General features: G+C 53.9%; 15 protein-coding genes. 10 read left to right on the forward strand and 5 right to left on the reverse strand.

The window, feature by feature from the left end:
• Positions 1-411 precede the first annotated feature (411 nt).
• The 3 genes from NQZ67_RS00345 to NQZ67_RS00355 form a co-directional block, all read right to left on the reverse strand.
• Positions 412-789 carry a hypothetical protein gene (locus NQZ67_RS00345; RefSeq protein ID WP_257441795.1) on the reverse strand — a complete coding sequence of 126 codons (378 nt, stop codon included), beginning with the start codon at positions 787-789 and terminating at the stop codon, positions 412-414.
• 219 nt (positions 790-1,008) lie between these two features.
• Entirely contained in the window at positions 1,009-1,557 is a 549-nt protein-coding gene (locus NQZ67_RS00350; RefSeq protein WP_257441796.1) for a hypothetical protein, read from the reverse strand.
• Positions 1,558-1,571: 14 nt separating this feature from the next.
• Complete coding sequence (locus NQZ67_RS00355; RefSeq protein ID WP_257441797.1) at positions 1,572-1,901, reverse strand: matrixin family metalloprotease; 330 nt, start codon at positions 1,899-1,901, stop codon at positions 1,572-1,574.
• 553 nt (positions 1,902-2,454) lie between these two features.
• On the opposite strand from NQZ67_RS00355, the gene NQZ67_RS00360 reads away from it, so the two are divergent.
• From NQZ67_RS00360 to NQZ67_RS00395, 8 genes are all read left to right on the forward strand, one after another.
• Complete coding sequence (locus NQZ67_RS00360) at positions 2,455-4,251, forward strand: sensor histidine kinase (RefSeq protein WP_257441798.1); 1,797 nt, start codon at positions 2,455-2,457, stop codon at positions 4,249-4,251.
• 27 nt (positions 4,252-4,278) lie between these two features.
• On the forward strand, positions 4,279-5,607 hold the full coding sequence (locus tag NQZ67_RS00365; protein WP_257441799.1) for a response regulator transcription factor: 1,329 nt from the start codon (positions 4,279-4,281) through the stop codon (positions 5,605-5,607).
• Between the two features lie 95 nt (positions 5,608-5,702).
• Positions 5,703-6,626 carry a carbohydrate ABC transporter permease gene (locus NQZ67_RS00370; RefSeq protein ID WP_257441800.1) on the forward strand — a complete coding sequence of 308 codons (924 nt, stop codon included), beginning with the start codon at positions 5,703-5,705 and terminating at the stop codon, positions 6,624-6,626.
• Positions 6,623-7,492 (forward strand): carbohydrate ABC transporter permease, encoded by an 870-nt coding sequence (locus NQZ67_RS00375; RefSeq protein WP_257441801.1) that lies wholly within the window; start codon positions 6,623-6,625, stop codon positions 7,490-7,492. Before NQZ67_RS00370 ends, NQZ67_RS00375 begins: the two co-directional genes overlap by 4 nt.
• Before the next feature lie 144 nt (positions 7,493-7,636).
• Positions 7,637-9,079, forward strand: a complete 1,443-nt coding sequence (locus NQZ67_RS00380; protein WP_257441802.1) for an ABC transporter substrate-binding protein — start codon at positions 7,637-7,639, stop codon at positions 9,077-9,079.
• Positions 9,080-9,162: 83 nt separating this feature from the next.
• Positions 9,163-11,889 (forward strand): discoidin domain-containing protein, encoded by a 2,727-nt coding sequence (locus tag NQZ67_RS00385; protein WP_257441803.1) that lies wholly within the window; start codon positions 9,163-9,165, stop codon positions 11,887-11,889.
• Positions 11,890-12,074: 185 nt separating this feature from the next.
• Positions 12,075-12,755: an ABC transporter ATP-binding protein gene (locus NQZ67_RS00390; RefSeq protein WP_257441804.1), complete on the forward strand. Its 681-nt coding sequence runs from the start codon at positions 12,075-12,077 to the stop codon at positions 12,753-12,755.
• Entirely contained in the window at positions 12,752-13,510 is a 759-nt protein-coding gene (locus NQZ67_RS00395; RefSeq protein ID WP_257441805.1) for an ABC transporter permease, read from the forward strand. Before NQZ67_RS00390 ends, NQZ67_RS00395 begins: the two co-directional genes overlap by 4 nt.
• A 427-nt stretch (positions 13,511-13,937) precedes the next feature.
• Here the strand turns inward: NQZ67_RS00395 and NQZ67_RS00400 are convergent, their stop codons facing one another.
• A complete protein-coding gene (locus tag NQZ67_RS00400; protein ID WP_257441806.1) occupies positions 13,938-14,153 on the reverse strand; it encodes a hypothetical protein in 216 nt (71 codons plus the stop codon).
• Positions 14,154-14,334: 181 nt separating this feature from the next.
• Between NQZ67_RS00400 and NQZ67_RS00405 the strand changes: the two genes are divergently transcribed.
• Together NQZ67_RS00405 and yunB are read left to right on the forward strand one after the other, a co-directional pair.
• A complete protein-coding gene (locus tag NQZ67_RS00405; RefSeq protein ID WP_257441809.1) occupies positions 14,335-15,204 on the forward strand; it encodes a sugar phosphate isomerase/epimerase family protein in 870 nt (289 codons plus the stop codon).
• 281 nt (positions 15,205-15,485) lie between these two features.
• A complete protein-coding gene (gene yunB, locus NQZ67_RS00410; protein ID WP_257441812.1) occupies positions 15,486-16,595 on the forward strand; it encodes a sporulation protein YunB in 1,110 nt (369 codons plus the stop codon).
• A gap of 78 nt (positions 16,596-16,673) precedes the next feature.
• Here yunB and NQZ67_RS00415 read toward each other — a convergent pair whose 3' ends face one another.
• Positions 16,674-17,723, reverse strand: coding sequence for a M23 family metallopeptidase (locus NQZ67_RS00415; protein ID WP_371825254.1), 1,050 nt, complete (start codon positions 17,721-17,723; stop codon positions 16,674-16,676).
• Positions 17,724-18,008 lie beyond the last annotated feature (285 nt).

Here is an 18,008-nt window from a genome sequence, read left to right on the forward strand (position 1 = left end):
ACACCCTAAGGAGTGCGTGCAAATCAGCAGGCTGTAACATGAAGTGAATCCTGCTGCATCGTCCAAAAGACCCGAAAGTGGCAAGAGAGAGCCGAGTCTCGGTGGTATGGATGTAGACCATGGAACGTGAGCGGTGGTGGTTTCATGCTTTGTAGGAAGTATGAATAGCTTGTATAGATGTTTTTATCATAATTAGTAACATGTGGTAGAAGTGATGCTTAGAGTTTTACGGATTCTCTATTCAGTATTTAACTCTAAGTGAATTCGAACACTTTTATTACGTCATTGCAGCAAAACGATAAAATTTGTGTCGCTATCTTGACAAAGGTCCACTTCAGGGGACTGTTTCAACAATGAAATACGGATTAAATTCTATCATTTTCGCCCGACGTTTTTGTCGATATTGATTTATTAATCTACTGGACCATGACCAATATACTTAAAAGTATATTTATCAATGTAAACGATCATATTATTGGGCTCAGCCATGCTCGTTGTTGGGAAATCAATTAAATATACTTCTTTCCCTTCATAAGATTTATCTTCAATTAAAGTCATCATTGATTCGGTTAATTTCACTTCTGCTACTGTAGCATTTTTCCATGTTCCAGCTATTTTCTTCTGATCCTTAGACGATAGTTGATTCCATGCGGTTTCTCTAATATCTTTGTGAATCGATTCTTCAGTCGTGGCTTCATTTATATTTTTTTCTGCTAGATCTACATTGTTACAAGCAACAAGAAATATTAATTGTAGCATACAAAATACTTTTAAAAAAACATTAGCCATCCCAGCACCTCCAATTCATAAATGTATTCATTTTGATGAAAAAAGTATTCATATAATGCAGTTGTTCAGATAAGAATTCAACTTGTGCATGTATCCTTTATATTATAAATTTAGGTCATTTCATAGGTTCAATCCTACTAGATTATCAATAAATAATTTAGACAATGCCTGTGCATTAAAAACAGAACATTGTCTAAATTTGTTCTTTACCTTCTTCAATTACTTCAACCTAAGATCCTCTTTATCATTTATTGATTTTAAAGCTACTGAAGTGTTATTTGGAGGTATAATTTTATCATCAAGCATTTTAAACTTCCCTTGATATGCACCTAAGATTACGTAAGCATCATTATGAATTGGACCAATATACTTCTGTAAGTATAACAATAATCTATCCTTTTTCTTTGAAACAGGATTTTGTTCAAAAATAAACTCTTTATTTTGAACAATTCCTCCTGTTTCTAGTAGGTTTATTTCTTTTAATGCCAAATCACCCTTATGAACCTTTTTTATTTTCGCAGTAGATAAAGTAAATGCTGCATTATAATACATGAAAGAATTAGGATTATCCACTTCAACTTCTACTATTAAATCTGCGTCTTCTTCCATTTCAGAAACACTATTGTATATTATCGACAAATCGCCAGATACATCAATTCTCGAAACCTTTTTGGTACTTATTTGTGACACCAGAAACAGTGCTACGATAATAATTAGACAGAGAGTAATAAGTAAGTATGTTGTAGTCTTTAAATTAAACTTGTTCAATTAGTATATCCTCCTTAAAAATCATATAAATCATTTACACCCGCAATATCATCTGCTTGTGGACTCGTGACGGTTCGACCAGAACCTGCTTGACACATAACAACATTTGGATCACTATTGTAATCATCTAACCCAAGTACATGTCCAACTTCATGTGAAGCTACCCCTCTAATCCAGCTTCTCGCTTTTCCATCTGTATAATATCTATTCATTTGAACAGCTGCATAATATGTTATTCCATTAGTCGCATATGTCCAAGCTTGACCATTCCAATTTACATTCCCATAACTCACAGTTTGGTTCATTACATCACAATCACTTCCAGTTGTTTCTTGAAAAATCACATTTTAAGTTCATCCTCTTGGCATCCCATCAATTTCTATCGACTATACCCTCGCTTTAAACACACATTTTACTATAGATATAGTTTCATGAAATCCATTATCTCAACTCCATAGTTTCTACAAGTAGGGAGGGGCATACGGTTACAGACCAGGAGGAACATACGCTCCACCTGACCACTGAAGAGTAAGCCACAAACTAAAGTGGACAACAACAAATCGTAATTGCAAATCGCTTAATTACCTTGATTAGTCAACACTAGACAGGTTTTTTTCTTTATGTATTCTACGTAATATTGCACATTGAACAATGATTTGAATGCTTGCAAATGCAAAAATCCGTAACCTTTTGCGGTTGTGGATAAACATAGTGGATAATTTGGCCGCCGATTATGCGCATTTCTACGATAGGCGCGGACGGCGGCTTTCAACCCCGTAGAAATAGCTACACTGTAAGCGCTGTTTTTTTGCTATAGTACTGGTAAGGCGGTTGGTCCTTAGGACTATCGGACTGGACGATTAGACGACCGCGGCGACCTGGAGGTGCGTACCTCGCATGATGTTCAACCCTTTAACGAAGCTCAATATGAAGCAGCAGCTGATTCTCTTGTTCCTGGTCATGGTCAGCCCCGTCTTCCTGCTCCACTGGTACGGCAACTACCAGGCGGAGAAGCTGCTGAAAAATCACGTCACGAACGCCTACGTCGAGCTGATCAAGCAAAACCACGCGCTGATCAACCGCGATATCGATACCGTCAACAAAATTACGACGACCTTCATCCAGAACCCGATCACCCAGCAGCTTGTGCCAAGCGTTAAGGATACCGTCATCGAGCGGGTCAGGAAATACGACAGCGTGGACAATTTGCTCGCGAATAACTCCATTCCGCTGAACGGCGGCGAAGCCGTCTATTATTCGCTCTATATTTACGATCCGGAAGATTTATATTTTTTTGCGCCGAAACGCCAGGTATTGCAGACGGGCGTTTATTTCTTCTCCGATCATAACAAGCCGGTCTGGTTCGACGAAGCCGTCAGCATGAAGGGCAGCGGCTACATGGACATTATCGAAACCAACGTCGGGCTGTCCCGCATCCAGACCCTCGCTTACATACGGGCGGTCAACGACGTGAAGCTCGGAACCCGCATGATCGGCGTGCTCGTAGCGACGAAGCTGGATATGAAGATTCAGGAGTCGTTTCGTTCTGTTACCCTGCCGGAAGGCCATCTCATGATGTTCACGGACTGGTCGGGACGTATCCTGAGCGCGACGGATTCCGCCCTGAACGGCAAGACCGCCGAGCTGCCGGCGGAGTTGAACGCGCTCGAGCCCGAATCGATCGGCACGACGCATCTCATTACGGAGGACTTCATCTACATCTCGAGCAATAACCGTCAGCTGGATCAGCGGCTGGTCTATCAAATTCCGGTCGATTCGCTGCTGAAGCAGCAGAACGAGCTGAAGCGGATCATCCAGCTCATCACCATCGCTTACATGCTGCTAGGCTGCGTATTCCTGCTTTATTTCTGGCGTTCGCTCATGACTCCGCTCCAGAAGCTGGCGCAGTTCGTCCGATCCTACGAGCCGGGCAAGCTCGTGCCCGAGACGCCGGGGAGGCGCAGGCACGACGAGGTCGGCGTGCTGATGTCCGCTCTCTACGACATGGCCCGCAGGCTGAATGCGCTCATTCATTACAAATACAATATGGATCTGAAAGCGAAGGAATCCCAGCTGCAGCTGCTCTACCAGCAGATCAATCCGCACTTGCTGTACAACACGCTCGAGAGCATCTATTGGAAGAGCACGCTCGAGGGCAACTCCGAATCGGCGGAGATGATCAAGGAGCTGTCCAAGCTCATGAAGATCGGCCTCAGCCGCGGGCGCGAGCTGATCCGCCTGGAGGAGGAGCTCGAGCATGCGCAGGCGTACGTCAACCTGCAACAGAAGAGGTATTCCTACGAATTCAAGGTGCAGTGGCATATTCCCGAAGCGGCGAAGCAGGTGCTTATTCCGAAAATATCGCTGCAGCCGCTGATCGAAAACGCGATCATCCACGGCGTTAAGCTGATGGGCGAGGACGGGGAGATTCGGATCTCCGCGGCGCTTGAAGGCGAACGCGTTACGATCGCCGTGGAGGATAACGGCTACAAGCAGGCGGATCTGGCCGCCATTGACCGGCTGCTGAACGAGGAGAAGGCGGATCATTCGCTCGGCTACGGCATCCGCAATATTCACCAGCGGATCCGGCTCCACTTCGGCATTCCGTTCGGCCTCGGCTACCGCAGGCGCGAAGAGGGCGGCACGGCCGCCGTCATCGTGTTCCCTGCCACTTACGAAGCTCCCGCACCCTAGAACCGCGGGCAAGAGAGGATGATTCCCATGTATAACATACTAATCGTGGACGATGAACCGCTTATATGCGAAGGCTTAACCCGGCTGCTGTCCACCTCGGGCATTAACATCGGGCACATCTACAACGCGCACAGCGGCTACGAGGCGCTCGACTATCTCCGGATGGAGGACATCGATCTGCTCGTTACCGATATTCAGATGGGTTCGATGAGCGGCATCGAGCTCATGCAGCAGGCGAAGATCATCAAGCCGTGGGTGCAGGTCATCATCATATCGGCTCACGAGACGTTCCAATACGCGCAGCTCGCCATTCGGTTCGGCGCGAGGGATTACCTCATCAAGCCGCTGAACAGCGAGCAGTTCCTCAGCTCGGTAAGGCATGTGCTGCTGCATATGGATAAGGGCGTCCGCGATCAGGAGGAGCTGATGTCCGAGCTGCGGGAGCACTTCCGGATGCGGGAGCCGCAGCAGGACCGGACGGCGCTTCTGCATCGCCTGCTCGTCGCGGCGAACGGGGAGCGGGAGTCTGTTCTCGGCGAGCTGAGAAGGCGATTCGGAATCGAGCTGAAGGGACCGTATTACGCCGTCATTAAGATGAAGCTGGGCCTTGCCGAAGACGGGCGCGCCGTCTCGGAGAAGGACGGCCGTCTGCTGCAGTACGCGGCGCTGAATATCGCCAGCGAGTTGCTGGACAAGGAATGGGATTACGAATCGTTTTATGATACCGGCCATACGATCTGTATCGTCATTCAGTGGGACGAGAAGCGCTACGGCGATACCAGCGTCGACAAGGTGAATCAGCTGGAGATGATCGGCAGAAGCCTTCATTTCAACGTGCGCAAATTTCTTGGTCTGTCCTGCGTCGTCGGCATCAGCCAAATTCTGAAGGGCGGCGAATTTCTCGGCGAAGTGCACACGCAAGCCGACAAGGCGATCCGGTGGAGCCGCGAGTTCAAGGACCACTACGTGTTCTACTACGGGGATTTCAAGTGGGGGACGATGTCCGAGGAAGAGCCGACCGACGACGAGATCGCCGAGCAGAACAATATGATCGTCGAGCGGTCGAGGCAGTACATCCAGCAGAACTATGCGCAGAAGGGGTTGACCTTGAACGAAGTCGCTCAGAAGAACCATGTCAGCCCGAATTATCTCAGCTACCTGTTCAAGAAGAACACGGGCTGCAATCTATGGGAATACGTCATCAAGCTGCGCATGGAGGAGAGCAAACGCCTTATTCTGAACACGGATTTGAGAAGGTACGAAATATCCGAGATGGTCGGCTACGAATCGCCGGAGCATTTCAGCAAAATATTCAAAAAATATTTCGGCATGAGTCCCAGCGAGATGAAGAAGTAATATCGCCTATCATCCGGATAGATACGCACATGTTCACCGAAGCCCTCCTTCCCTACAATTAGGAGTAATCACCTAAAGGAATGAGGGACCGCAATATGGAGCAATCAACGGCTGTTCCGATCAGTCAATCGAAGCCACAGACGCAGCGTTCGGGCAAGATCAAGAGGTATATGTGGGGGTACTTGTTCCTCCTGCCTGCCATCGCGATCTTCACGCTGTTCCTGTGGCTGCCTATTTTCAAGGGCGTCATGAGCAGCTTCTACACGATAGACTTTGTCAAAGGGGACAGCTTTGTCGGCCTTGCCAATTACAAGACGGTATTCCAGGACGCCGACGTTCTGGTTTCCGTCAAAAATACGCTTTATTACATGGGACTAGCGCTCGTCATCGGGTTCTGGGTGCCGATCCTGTTCGCCGTCTCCATCTCGGAGATGCGCAGATTCCAGGGCTTCGCGCGCGTGGCGGCTTATCTGCCTTACGTCGTTCCGTTCGTCGTGCTGTACGGCGTCTGGCGCTGGCTATACGATCCCGTCGGGCCGATCAACGCGGTGCTGAAGAGCCTCGGCATCGGCCAGATCAGCTTTATGGTCGACCGAGCCTGGTCGATGATCTCGATCGTCATAATGGAAACCTGGCAAAGCTTCGGCTCGGCGATGCTCATCTATCTGGCCGCCGTGCTCAGCGTGCCGCGCGAGTGGTACGAAGCCGCGGAGATCGACGGCGCGGGCGTCTGGCAGCGTATTCGGCATATCACCTTGCCCGCGATCCGGGGGCAAATTCTGCTTATGCTCATGCTGCAGCTGATCGCGACCTCGCAAGGGTTCCAGACGCAATACGCGATGCTCGACGGGGGGCCGAACAATGCTACGCTTACCTATGCGCTCCTGATCGTTCGATACGCGTTCGTCCGGCAGGATTACGGCGTCGCCTCGGCGCTCGGCGTCCTCATGTTCTTCGCCCTCAGCATTCTAGCGATCATTCAATTCCGGATCAACAATAGAGGGGGAGTAGAGTCATGAAGACGATGGATCGGGGCATTCTATCCAACTACGATCTGAAGAAACCGGCGACGAGATGGCTGTATTACCTCATGAATCTTGTCATTCTGCTGATGATGTGCTGCATGGTGTATCCGATTCTGATCTCATTGCTGAACGGACTGAAGGCGAACAAGGAAGTGAACTCGTTCCCGCCGACCTTCCTGCCGAAGGAATGGCATTTCGAGAACTACAAGGAAGCGTGGAACTATATCGACTTGCCGTTGTATTTCAAAAACACGATGATGATTTTCGCGGGCAACATGGTCGTCACCGTGCTCGTGCTGGGTCTTGCGTCTTACGCGCTGTCGAAGATGACGATTCCGTTCAAGTCGGGCATTTACTATTATTTCCTGATGACGTTGTTCATTCCGGCGACGACATACATGATCCCGAATTTCATCAACCTGAAGGATTTGGGCCTCATGGGCTCGTTTGCCGCCATCTGGCTGCCTGCGGGGGCCAACGCGTTTTTCTTGCTGCTGCTGAAATCGTTTATGGACGGTATTCATGTGGAAATCTTCGAATCGGCGCGCATCGACGGCGCTTCGGAGGCGCGGAGCTTCTTCCAAATCGCCTTCCCGCTGTCCATCCCGATCTTCGCGACGCTGTCGATCTTCGTGTTCGCGACGGCCTGGAACGACTGGTTCTGGCCAAGCTTCATCTTAAGCCAAGAGAACAAGCCGCTGTCGGCGGCGATCCGGGATTTCGTCTTGAACGCGCGCCGGCTGGATTTGAATATACGTTTCGCGATATTGACGATTGTTTTGATTCCACCGGTTATTATTTTCTTATTTTTCCAGAAGTTCATTTTAAGAGGCCTTCATTTAGGCGGGGTAAAAGGATAAAAAGATCCGTATCTGGAATTATGTGTGCGATTATAAAACGTAAATCTGCACATGATCCGAATAGAACTGCACATCGCTCTAGCGGCGGCGCCTCCATTATGATGAGCGTGTAAGCAAATTTGAGACGAAAAGGGGATAAACGAAATGCGCAAGTTTTCCATGATGATGGCTCTGGTCATGTCGCTGACGCTCCTGCTCGCCGCCTGCAGCGGCAACAACGGCGGCAATAACGCGAACAAGCCGGGCTCGGATCCAAGCGCCGCGCCTTCGAACGACGTGGGCGCCCCGCCCGCCGAAGAAGACATTACGCAGAAGAAGGTATCGATCAGCATCTATTATCCGACGCCGGACCGCGTAGAGGACCGAGCGCTGGAGGACGACAAGATCAAACGCTTCAACGAGGTGTTCCCGAACGTTGAGGTGATCAAAAGCGATTGGCAATATAACCCGAACGAGATCGGCATCAAGATGGGCGCGAACGAAGCGCCGACGCTGTTCAACACGTACGCTTCCGAGGGCAAGTTTCTGGCGGAGAAGGGCTGGGCGGCCGACATTACCGAGCTGTTCAACAATTATGAATTCAAGGACCAAATGAACCCCGTCCTGCAGGACCTGTTCACGGTGGACGGCAAAGTATACGGCATCGCGCAGCGCGGCTACCCGACCGGCGTCGCGGTGAACAAAAAAATGCTGGATGAAAAAGGCATCGCGATTCCTCCATTCGACTGGACTTGGGAAGACATGTTGAATACCGCCAAGGCGGTATCCGATCCGGACGCCGGCATCTCCGGCATCGCGCCGATGGGCAAAGGCAACGAGGCCGGCTGGAACTGGACTAACTTCCTGTTCACGGCTGGCGGCGACATTCAAAGCGTGGACGGCGGCAAAGTAACGGCTACGTTCAACTCGGACGCGGGCGTGAAGGCGATGGAGTACTACAACCAGCTGAAATGGGAAGCAAACGCGATTCCGCTTGATTGGGCACTCGGCTGGGGCGACGCGGTCAGCGCGTTCGCGCAAAGCAGAACGGCCATGGTTATCGCGGGTCCGGACGGTCCTGTCGATCAAGGCCTGAACCAAGGGGGCATGTCGCCTGACGACATTCTTGTCTATCCGATCCCGGCCTACGAGAAAGGCGGCAAGCATTACGGCGTGCTCGGCGGCGACTTCCTCGTCATCAACCCGAACGCGACGAAAGACGAGCAGGAAATCGCGTTCCGTTACGCGACGTTCGATTATTTCTCCGACAAAGGCTTGGAGTCGCTGGAGCAGAACATTCAAGCGCGCAAAGCGGACAACAAGTTCTACGTGCCGGCCGTTCTGCAATATTTTAAATCCGATTCCGAATACGGCGCAAAGGTGACGGAGCTGTTCGGAAAGCACGACAACGTCTACCAATACGGCCAAGAGACGCTCGGCTTGATCGACGGCAAACCGGAATCGCAGTTCAACACGCAAGATTATTACGGCGCGATGACGAACGTCATCCAGGAAGTGTTCTCCAAGGAAGGCGTGGACATCAAAGCCCAGCTCGATATGACGGCGAAGCTCGTGCAGGAGAAGTTCTACGATACGATTCAACCATAGGATAAGCAGAGCGGGGTTGTCCGTTTGTAGATGGTGCATCTACGCGGGCGGCCCCGTTTCCGTATACAAGGAGGGGTGGGGAGATGGCAAAGCGGGGAATGCTCGGGGCCGGAGCCGCTGTTGCGTTATTGGTTGGCTGCGCCGCGATCTTGTGGATCGTGTTTGGTTCGGGGGGCAAGGCCGAGATGAAGGTGCTGGAGGAACAGGGGCTGCTGGTGGTCAGCCATGACGGGTACGAGATGGCGTTCGATTCGGGGAACGGCGGCATCGCTTATATGAAGGAGAAGGGAATGGATAGAAGCTTGACCCTTGGCAACGAAGCTTTGTGGCTGGCGGTTCTGGGGGATGATTCTTCCGTGCAGAGCGTGGATTCGAAGAGCTTCTCCTACGACTGGTCGGGACGCGACGGCTTGCTGCGGCTGCATTATGGCGGACCGCTCGAGGTGGACGTCGACGTCCGATTCGGGGACGGCAAACGAATCGAGATGAGCGCGGTGCTGGCGAACGGTACGGGGCAGACGGTGAAGACGTTCCGGTTCCCGTACGAGCTGAAGGTTGAGCAGGACGCGGTGCAGGATGCCATTCTCCCGATGCTGCCGGGCGCGAAGCTGAAGCAAGCTTTCTTCCAAGAGAGCAACTCGTTCGCCGATCAATATCCGGGAGTCATGTTCGCCTCTTATCTGGCGATGCGCACGGATGCGGGCTCGCTTGCGATGTACGACCTGGACGGCGGCAAGACGCCGCTGACCGAGCTTGGCTACAAGCATCAGATTAACGACGCCGGCAAAACGTCGTTCGTCCACAATTACCGCACGTGGATCGAGGCCGAGCAGAAATGGGAGAGTCCGACGGTCGTGCTGGAGGTCGGCGGCGATTATAAGGAATCGATCTTGAGCTACCGCGAGCTGAACGGCATCGACGAATATCGCTCGCTGGACGAGAAGCTCGGGGATGAAGCAAAGAAGTATTTCGGGATGCCGCTGTACAAGACGGACATCTCGGCGATTAAGGATGCGAGCTGGGATCGGTTGACGAGCGATTATATAAATGAGATGAACTACAACGGCATGATCCATCTGGTCGGCTTCCAGACCGGCGGCCATGACGAGAACTACCCGAACTTTATGCCGCCCGACGCGGCATGGGGCGGGGATGCGGCGTTCCGCGCCTTCGTTGACAACGCGCGTTCGAAGGGGAATATCGTCGTTCCGTATACGAATATGAGCTGGTGGGGCGTGAATTCGCCGACGCTCGCGAATTTGCCGTCCGGCACGACGATGGAAGACATAGTGGTGAAGAAGGAAAACGAGGCGTTGATGCAGGAGGATTACGGGGCGCATTCCGGGTACGTCGTGAATACCGGCCATCCTTTCTTCCGGGAGCGGACGGCGGAGGAGCATCGCAGGCTGCTGGAGGAAGGCGGCTTCGACGGTATTTTCGAGGATCAATGGGGCATTCGCAATTCGCCGTACGTGTTCAATGCGACGTTGTCGGATGGGACGGATCCTTCGACCTCGTATTTCCAAGGCGTAAGAGACTACTTCGCGGCGGCGGAACACCGCATGTACATCGAGGACGGCACGGACGTGCTTGCGGACGATTCGGTAGGATTCATGGGCTCGACGTACTTGTGGGATCTGCTCGGCTACAGAAAGAACACCGCTTCTTACACGGACTATTATCCGTTGTCGGGCCTGCTCATGCGGGATAAGGTGATGTTCTATCATCACAATCTAGCAAGCGAGACGATGACGGACGACCTGGATATGCTGCGTTGGAATCTCGCGATGGGTTACAACCTTAGCGCGGATTTCTACAACGGGGTAAGTAGTCCGTGGGTGGACGCGGTTGGCGTCTTCCAGCAATACGTGCTTGCGGATTACGTCGATCGGCTCGTGACGGACTTCGAGCAGGTGACGGAGTCGGTGACCCGGACGGACTTCGGCACGCATACGGTCACGGCGAATTGGGATAAGACAGGTACTTACGAGCTGAATAGCGAGTTTGCTTTGTCCCCGGGAGGCTTCGATGTTAGAAATAAGGAAGGCGGCGTCCGGGCGGGCAACTACTCCCGCTATAACGGGCTCGTGCTGGATCCGGGCGATCATCTCCTGGTCGAAGCGCGTGCGGGAGATGCGGTACGGATCTATCAGCCGATCGGCTCCGATACGACGCTCAAGGTGAAGAAAGGCGAAGGCTGGAAGCATGCGGTTGCTTCGGTTCATCGAGCGGACGGGGAGAAGCTTGCGGATCTCCGGGTAACCGAGGAGGGCGAGTACGTTTTGTTCGACTATGTCGCGTTGGTTAAGGAGCAGAAGGTGGCTTACGTCGAATTGGCCCGCTCCGAGGAGCCAAGTATGGCTACAGAGACGTTCGAGAAGGTGAAACTGGAGGTGAATATGGCGCTCGGTCAGCCTGTCGTCGGGACGTCTATGACGGATAAAGCGTTCGATCCGAAGCTGACGGTCGACGGCGATCCTTTCACGTATTGGGAGAGCACGGCCAAAAAGTTTCCGCAGTCGCTCACGGTCGATCTCGACGAGGAGAAGCCGGTTCGCAAGGTCGTGCTGCGGCTGCCTCCGCAGGATGCGTGGGAGCGGCGCGTACAAGACATCGAAGTGTTTGGGAGCGCGGACGGTACGACGTTTACGTCCTTGAAGACTGCCGCTCCTTACACGTACGATCCGCAATCGGATAACCGGATTGAGATCGTGTTGGACGATGCGGCCGAAGTCCGGCACGTTCGCGTCACCATTACGTCGAACAGCGCCTGGCCGGCCGCGCAGGTGTCGGAGCTTGAAGTGTATTGAGATGCGCGGTTATTGTCGCTTTGGAGCCCCTGCCGGGAAAGACGGCGGGGGCCGTTTTTTGTTGTTGATGCGGAGAGGGGATTAATCAATTAGGAGCGCGAGCTGAACATCACGCGTTGCATTCCTGGGGGATAAGCGGTATGTTCAATTTTAGATGAAAATAGAAACTGTAGGTGATTGAGGATTTGGCTGCTTTATTGGAAATCGAGGGTTTAGGGAAGCGGATCGCTACCGATGAAGCGGGCGGTCTTCGGACTTTGTTTCACGGTCTATCGGCGGTCATCCGCGAGCCGGCAAGCATTGCCGTGATGGGAGCTTCCGGGCAAGGGAAAAGTACGCTCCTTCGTATGCTGGCCTGCTTGGAGACGATTGACGAGGGGGATGTGCGGCTGAACGGGCAATCGTTCCGGCAATCGGATATTCGGGAGTGGAGGATGGATGTCAGCTATGTAGCTCAGCAAGCCGTTATGCTGCCGGGCACGGTCGACTTTAATTTGCGTACGGTCAGCCGTCTTCATGGGGCGACCTACGAGGAGCGGCTCGCGTCGGAGCTGATGGAGCGTTGCGGGCTCGGCGGGATGCCTGGTGCTAAGCAGGCGACGGAGCTCTCCGGCGGCGAGAAGCAGCGGCTGGCGCTTGTTCGCTCGTTGCTGCTGAGACCGCAGGTTCTGCTGCTGGACGAGGTGACCGCTTCTTTGGACGAAGAGAATAGCCGTTACGTGGAGGAGCTGCTCCTGGAACGGCATCGCTCCGAAGGAACTACGCTCATCTGGGTGACGCACCAGCCGGAGCAAGCCCATCGGGTGGCGCCTGTGCATTGGACCTTGGCGGGCGGACGGATCACAGAGAGCGGGGTGGCGCGATGACGCTCTTGGCGCTGAGCTTTACGCTTGTTTTTGTTTTTATTACGATGTTCGTCTCTTATTGGAAGAAGCTCGATCTGGAGCGAAGCATCGCGATCAGCTGCATCCGCGCGGCAGTCCAGCTTCTTGCGATCGGCTATGTGCTACACTACGTGTTCGAGACGGATCATATCGGGTTTATTGTCGCCATTATCGGGGTGATGATCGCGGTCGCGTCGTGGAACGCGGCGAAGCGCGGCAAAGGGATGAGCGGCGTCTTTTGGCGCATTGCCCTGACGATCGCTTCGATGGAAGCGTTCATGATGCTGTTCCTGCTCGGGCTGGGGCTCATCGAGCCGACGCCGCAATATATCATTCCGCTCAGCGGCATGACGATCGGCAACGCAATGGTGGTCGCGGGTTTGTTCACGACGTCGGTCCGGCGCGAGCTGGCGTCGTCGCGCGGCGAGATCGAGACGCTGCTGGCGCTCGGCGCCTCGACGGGGCAAGCGCTGCAGGGCGCGCTGAAGCGGGCCGTGAAGTTCAGTCTCATCCCGACGATCGACAGCTTGAAGACCGTCGGGCTTGTCCAGCTTCCGGGCATGATGACGGGGATGATCATCGCTGGCGCGGACCCCGTAGAGGCGGTCCGCTACCAGATCCTGATCCTCTTCTCGCATGCCGCATCGGCCGCGATGACCAGCATGCTCCTCAGCATGCTGTACCCGAAGCTGCTCATGACCCGCGATTTGCGGGTACGGCAGCTGCCGGAGGATTAGCTTGGTTACGGCGGTAAGCGCGGGCAACCTACGCGCGAACGGCGAATGGAAGCGATAGCGATACCGCATGTCGTTACGCATCAAGAAGAGTAGCTAGCTTGTCCCGTAACGATGCCACGTGTGGTTATTGGCGCGTAGGGGCCGCGAATGGGATTGAAAGCGACACCGCAAATCGTTTCGCGTTCAGAAGAGTAGCTAGCTTGTTCCGTAACGATGCCACGTGTGGTTATTGGCGCGTGGGGGCCGCGAATGGGAGCGATAACGATACATTGTGTCGTTACGCGTCCAGAAGAGTAGCTGGCTTGTTCAATAACGATGTCGCGTGCCGTTAGCGGCAAGAAACCGAAACCTCGGACAACGCTAAAGCAGCCGCGGCCCAATCGGCCGCGGCTGCTCCGGAACGCTGCGCAAAGCGGCGTTAAGCGATCTACTTTTTCCGCAAATCAAAAAACTCGCATTCCGCCCGTTTGTGGTACATCAGGTCGCTGACGCTGGATTGCGTGACGACGGTCCGGTCGTCGAAGCGTACGATGACGGAGCTGGCGTCGACGATCTGATTGTCCTGGAATACGCGAATGCGGGTACAGCGGTCCAAAGCTTCTTGAAAGTCGGTATCGGTCATCAAGCGGCGATTTATCGACATGTCGGCGCTCCTCCTCCTGGTCAATTTGGCTGCTTACAGGCCATACTGCCCTCTAGTCTAGCGCAAATCGGCATATAGAACAACCACAGTCAATTGGAGGACGACAACAGGCAAAGCGCATCCAAGATTGTCGCCGATGCCCGTGGTAAGATGAGGACAAACGGGCAAAGGAGATGGAATGATGAAATACGCGATATTTACGGTGATGACGCCGGACTGCTCGCTGGAGCGCACGGCGCAGCTGCTGAAGGAATACGGTTACCAAGGCGTGGAATGGCGCTTTACGAATAATGATCCAAGCAAAAAGAACGAGCAGCCTTCTTTCTGGGGCAACAACCTATCTACGGTGCCGGCGGATTCTACGGAAGAAGAGCTGGCGGGAATTCGCGCGCTCATGGACGCGGCTGGTCTCGAGGCGCCTAACCTCGCTTCCTATATCGGCTGCGGCGATTTGGCCGCTACGGAACGGGCGATGAAAGCGGCGAAGCAGCTCGGTGCTCCTTCCATCCGCATCGGCGTGCCGAATTACGACCGAAGCCGCCCGTACGACGCTTTATTCGCGGAAGCGAGAAGCTACCTACAAGAGGCGGAGAAGCTGAGCGCGGAGCATGGCGTCAAGGCAATGATCGAGGTGCATCACGGCAATATCGCGTCCAGCGCTTCGGCTGCGCGGCGGCTGGTCGACGGCTTCGACCCGAATCGGATCGGCGTCATTTACGACCCGGGCAACATGGTGCACGAAGGCTTCGAGCAGTACAAGATGGGTCTGGAAATACTAGGGCCGTACCTCGGCCATGTCCATGTGAAAAACGCTGTTTGGCAGCGTACGGACGCGTCGGTGCCGGCAACCGACAGCGCTGACCACGCGCCGGTCTGGCGCTCGGCATGGGGACCGCTCAGAGAAGGCGCCGTGCATTGGCCGACGGTGATCGCCGCGCTGAAGGAAATTGGCTACGACGGCTGGCTCAGCTTCGAGGATTTCAGCGGCTCGGCGCCGACGGAGACGCTGCTTCGCGACAATATCGCTTATATCAAATCGTTGGTCGGATAATGTAGAGGGAGGCTTGCCTTGTAGGCAGGCCTTCTTTTTTGTCCCATCCCGTCATAAGAATGATATAGAGGTTGTTCAAAAAGTCCGGTTTTGATCACGAGGTATACCAGGAAGTTTGCTCGACATCGAATATTGAATTCAACCGGAACTTCCGGTGCTCACGTAGCTTCCACTACGCTGCGCTCCTCATTTCCTAGTTTCATCCAATCTTCTCGGTGCTGAAAACCAGACTTTTTGAACACGCAATTATTGCGAAAGGACGAGCGGATGGGAGGGATCACATGGCGAGATGGGGAAGGAAAGGCTGGCGGTTCCGTCCGGCGAGAAGCTGGGGCTCCTTTCGAAGGACGAAGACCATCAGCTGGGGAAGCGGCAGGCCGAAGTCTTCAGCCACGAGGAACACGGGCGTGAAGTGGGGCTCGGGCGCGAGCCGAAGTACATCGGCAGGCGGCGGCTGGGGGACGAGGCCCGCTGCAGCGAAATCAGGCGGAGGCTGGCGAAGGAGAGGGCCGCTCTTCTCCTTCAATTTCGGCGGTCCGAGGAAGGCGCAGGTCTCCTCCTGGGGCTCCAAACCTAACGAACCGCGGCCGAGGAGGAAAATGCGCAAACGCAACCTTCTGTTGATCATGCTTGTCTGCATGCTCCTGTTTTTCGTGCCGTCGTTTATTTTTATTGAAAGCAATTTGAAGGAGCCGCTCATGAACATCGCGAGGGTCAGGGTGAAGCAGGTCGCGACGCAGGCGATCAACAAAGCGATATCGGAGCAAGTCGCCCGCAAGTCCGAATCCGAGAAGCTGATCGACTGGAAGATGAACGGCGACGGCAAAATATCCGGCTTCATGCTCAATTACGCCGAGCATATGAGCATCACGTCGGAGACGATCGAAACGGTGCAAAATACGTTCAGCGAAATCAAAGACATCCCGGAGCATATTCCGATTGGCCATGCGCTGAACAGCGCGATTATTTCATCGTTCGGCCCGAGGGTGCCGGTTAAGTTCGAGCCGGTAGGCGCGGTGAAGGTTGAACTGAACACGCGGGAGCGGAATGCCGCGATCAATATGGTGCTTGTCGAGGTATACATTAAAGTGGTTGCCGAAGTGTCGATCATCATCCCGTTCGATTCGGAGCCGGAGCTCGTCGAGACGGAAATTCCGATTTCTTACCTGATGGTCGTCGGCGATGTGCCGATGTATTACTACGACAGCAGCGGCAAGCCTGTTGGCGAGAATGCGCCGGAAGCGCCTAACATTTCGGTTCCTCTGTCCCCCGGGGGATCCGGCGTGACGACGAGTCCGGGAGAGAGTTCGGAGGAAGGAACGGAGATTGCGCCGGATCCCGGAGCACCGGAGGGCTTCGACGATAAGGTTTTCGAGATGCAGACGGAATAAACCAAAAATCCCGCAGCGTTCAGGCCTTGTGGCCTGGATTGCTCGGGATTTTTGGTAGAGGCGGCAAGCGTCGCCGCGTCAGCGCTTGGAACGCAGCCGCTTGCGCTCCTGCTGCTCCCATCTGCGCAGATGGGGGTAGGGATCGAAGGCCCATTCGATGAGGCCGCGGTCGCTGTAAATGCCGTAATGCAGATGCGGCGGGAACTTGCCGCTCGTCCCCGGCTTGCCGTAGCCGGAGGATCCGACCCAGCCGACTACTTGGCCCGGCTCGACGATATCGCCCACGCTCAGCTTCTTGTCGAAGCCGGACAGATGGGCGTAATAGTGGTAATGGTTGTTCAGGTCTCGAATGCCGATGCGCCAGCCGCCGTATTTGTTCCAGCCTTTGATCTCGATAACGCCATAGCATGTGCTGCGAACCGGGGTGCCATGCCCCGCGAATATATCGGTCCCTTCATGAACGCGTCTGCCGCCCCAGCCGCGCTTATCTCCCCATGTATCCTTGTAGGAGTAGGTTGAGCCTATGGGAACAGGAAAAGCATGCTCGAACAAATCCAGCTTACCGTAGTGCTTGTACATCTTGGCGAACTGCTCGATGCGCTGGACGGCTCGGCCGTTACGGTAATACTCCCACAGCCCGATCGGGAACCGCACGTCGTTTGTTCCCTGCACGGAAGCGAACGTGACGAGCGAGTACAGCAGGTCGAAATCGCTAGTACGCTCCGCAAATCCGTTGCCGTCCCCGTCCCGGCCGATCCCATTGAACCACCCGATCGATACGGGCTGGGTGTCTTCGCTATCGGGGTTCAGCTCGCCCGCCCAGCGCTCGGGCTCGATGAACACGCCGACCGTCTGCCCAAGAAGCTGCCGCGCTTTGGGCCGCGCTTTCGTAATGGTCCTCTCGTATTGGTCGACTGCCGCGACCCAGTACCACTCGACACCCGTGACGGTGCTGATGTTGTCGTACAATTCCCTTCTTGCGTCAAGCGGATTCGCCGCTTGAGCCTGAGCGTCTGCCGTCGCTTCGAGCCGGGCAGCCTTCTCGTTCGCGGCGCGGGCATGGGCCGTCTTGGGCCCCGCCGGGCTTATTATAAGCGACAAAGCCGTCGCCGCGGCCACCGCCTTCATCCATACCTTCAATCGTCTCACCCTTTCAGAAGCATGACGGACATAGAGGTAGGATTTACAAAAGAACGAAAAATATCCAGCGGAGCTGCGTCCGATTTGGGAAACCGTTCCTCGGTTGGGCAGGTGCAATATACTCAAAGCAGCCATACGCATCTCAATATGCGATGGATCATATTCCGATAAACTATGGATTATGGCGTATTCCGCTCGGCTTGTCATTACTTTTTGGGCAATAGTCATGTTATAATGTTGGCAATGCCGTAAACTTATAACTGAACGTGAAAG

The organism is Paenibacillus soyae, assembly GCF_024623455.1.
GTDB lineage: Bacteria > Bacillota > Bacilli > Paenibacillales > Paenibacillaceae > Pristimantibacillus > Pristimantibacillus soyae.

What these genes read in the sequence shown, in the direction of transcription:
- NQZ67_RS00380 (WP_257441802.1), top strand. Translation starts at nt 7,637, where the DNA reads ATGCGCAAGTTTTCCATGATGATGGCTCTGGTCATGTCGCTGACGCTC.
- NQZ67_RS00345 (WP_257441795.1), bottom strand. Translation starts at nt 789, where the DNA reads ATGGCTAATGTTTTTTTAAAAGTATTTTGTATGCTACAATTAATATTT.
- NQZ67_RS00400 (WP_257441806.1), bottom strand. Translation starts at nt 14,153, where the DNA reads ATGTCGATAAATCGCCGCTTGATGACCGATACCGACTTTCAAGAAGCT.
- yunB (WP_257441812.1), top strand. Translation starts at nt 15,486, where the DNA reads ATGGCGAGATGGGGAAGGAAAGGCTGGCGGTTCCGTCCGGCGAGAAGC.
- NQZ67_RS00360 (WP_257441798.1), top strand. Translation starts at nt 2,455, where the DNA reads ATGATGTTCAACCCTTTAACGAAGCTCAATATGAAGCAGCAGCTGATT.
- NQZ67_RS00370 (WP_257441800.1), top strand. Translation starts at nt 5,703, where the DNA reads ATGGAGCAATCAACGGCTGTTCCGATCAGTCAATCGAAGCCACAGACG.
- NQZ67_RS00395 (WP_257441805.1), top strand. Translation starts at nt 12,752, where the DNA reads ATGACGCTCTTGGCGCTGAGCTTTACGCTTGTTTTTGTTTTTATTACG.
- NQZ67_RS00385 (WP_257441803.1), top strand. Translation starts at nt 9,163, where the DNA reads ATGGCAAAGCGGGGAATGCTCGGGGCCGGAGCCGCTGTTGCGTTATTG.
- NQZ67_RS00405 (WP_257441809.1), top strand. Translation starts at nt 14,335, where the DNA reads ATGAAATACGCGATATTTACGGTGATGACGCCGGACTGCTCGCTGGAG.
- NQZ67_RS00375 (WP_257441801.1), top strand. Translation starts at nt 6,623, where the DNA reads ATGAAGACGATGGATCGGGGCATTCTATCCAACTACGATCTGAAGAAA.
- NQZ67_RS00365 (WP_257441799.1), top strand. Translation starts at nt 4,279, where the DNA reads ATGTATAACATACTAATCGTGGACGATGAACCGCTTATATGCGAAGGC.
- NQZ67_RS00415 (WP_371825254.1), bottom strand. Translation starts at nt 17,723, where the DNA reads ATGAAGGCGGTGGCCGCGGCGACGGCTTTGTCGCTTATAATAAGCCCG.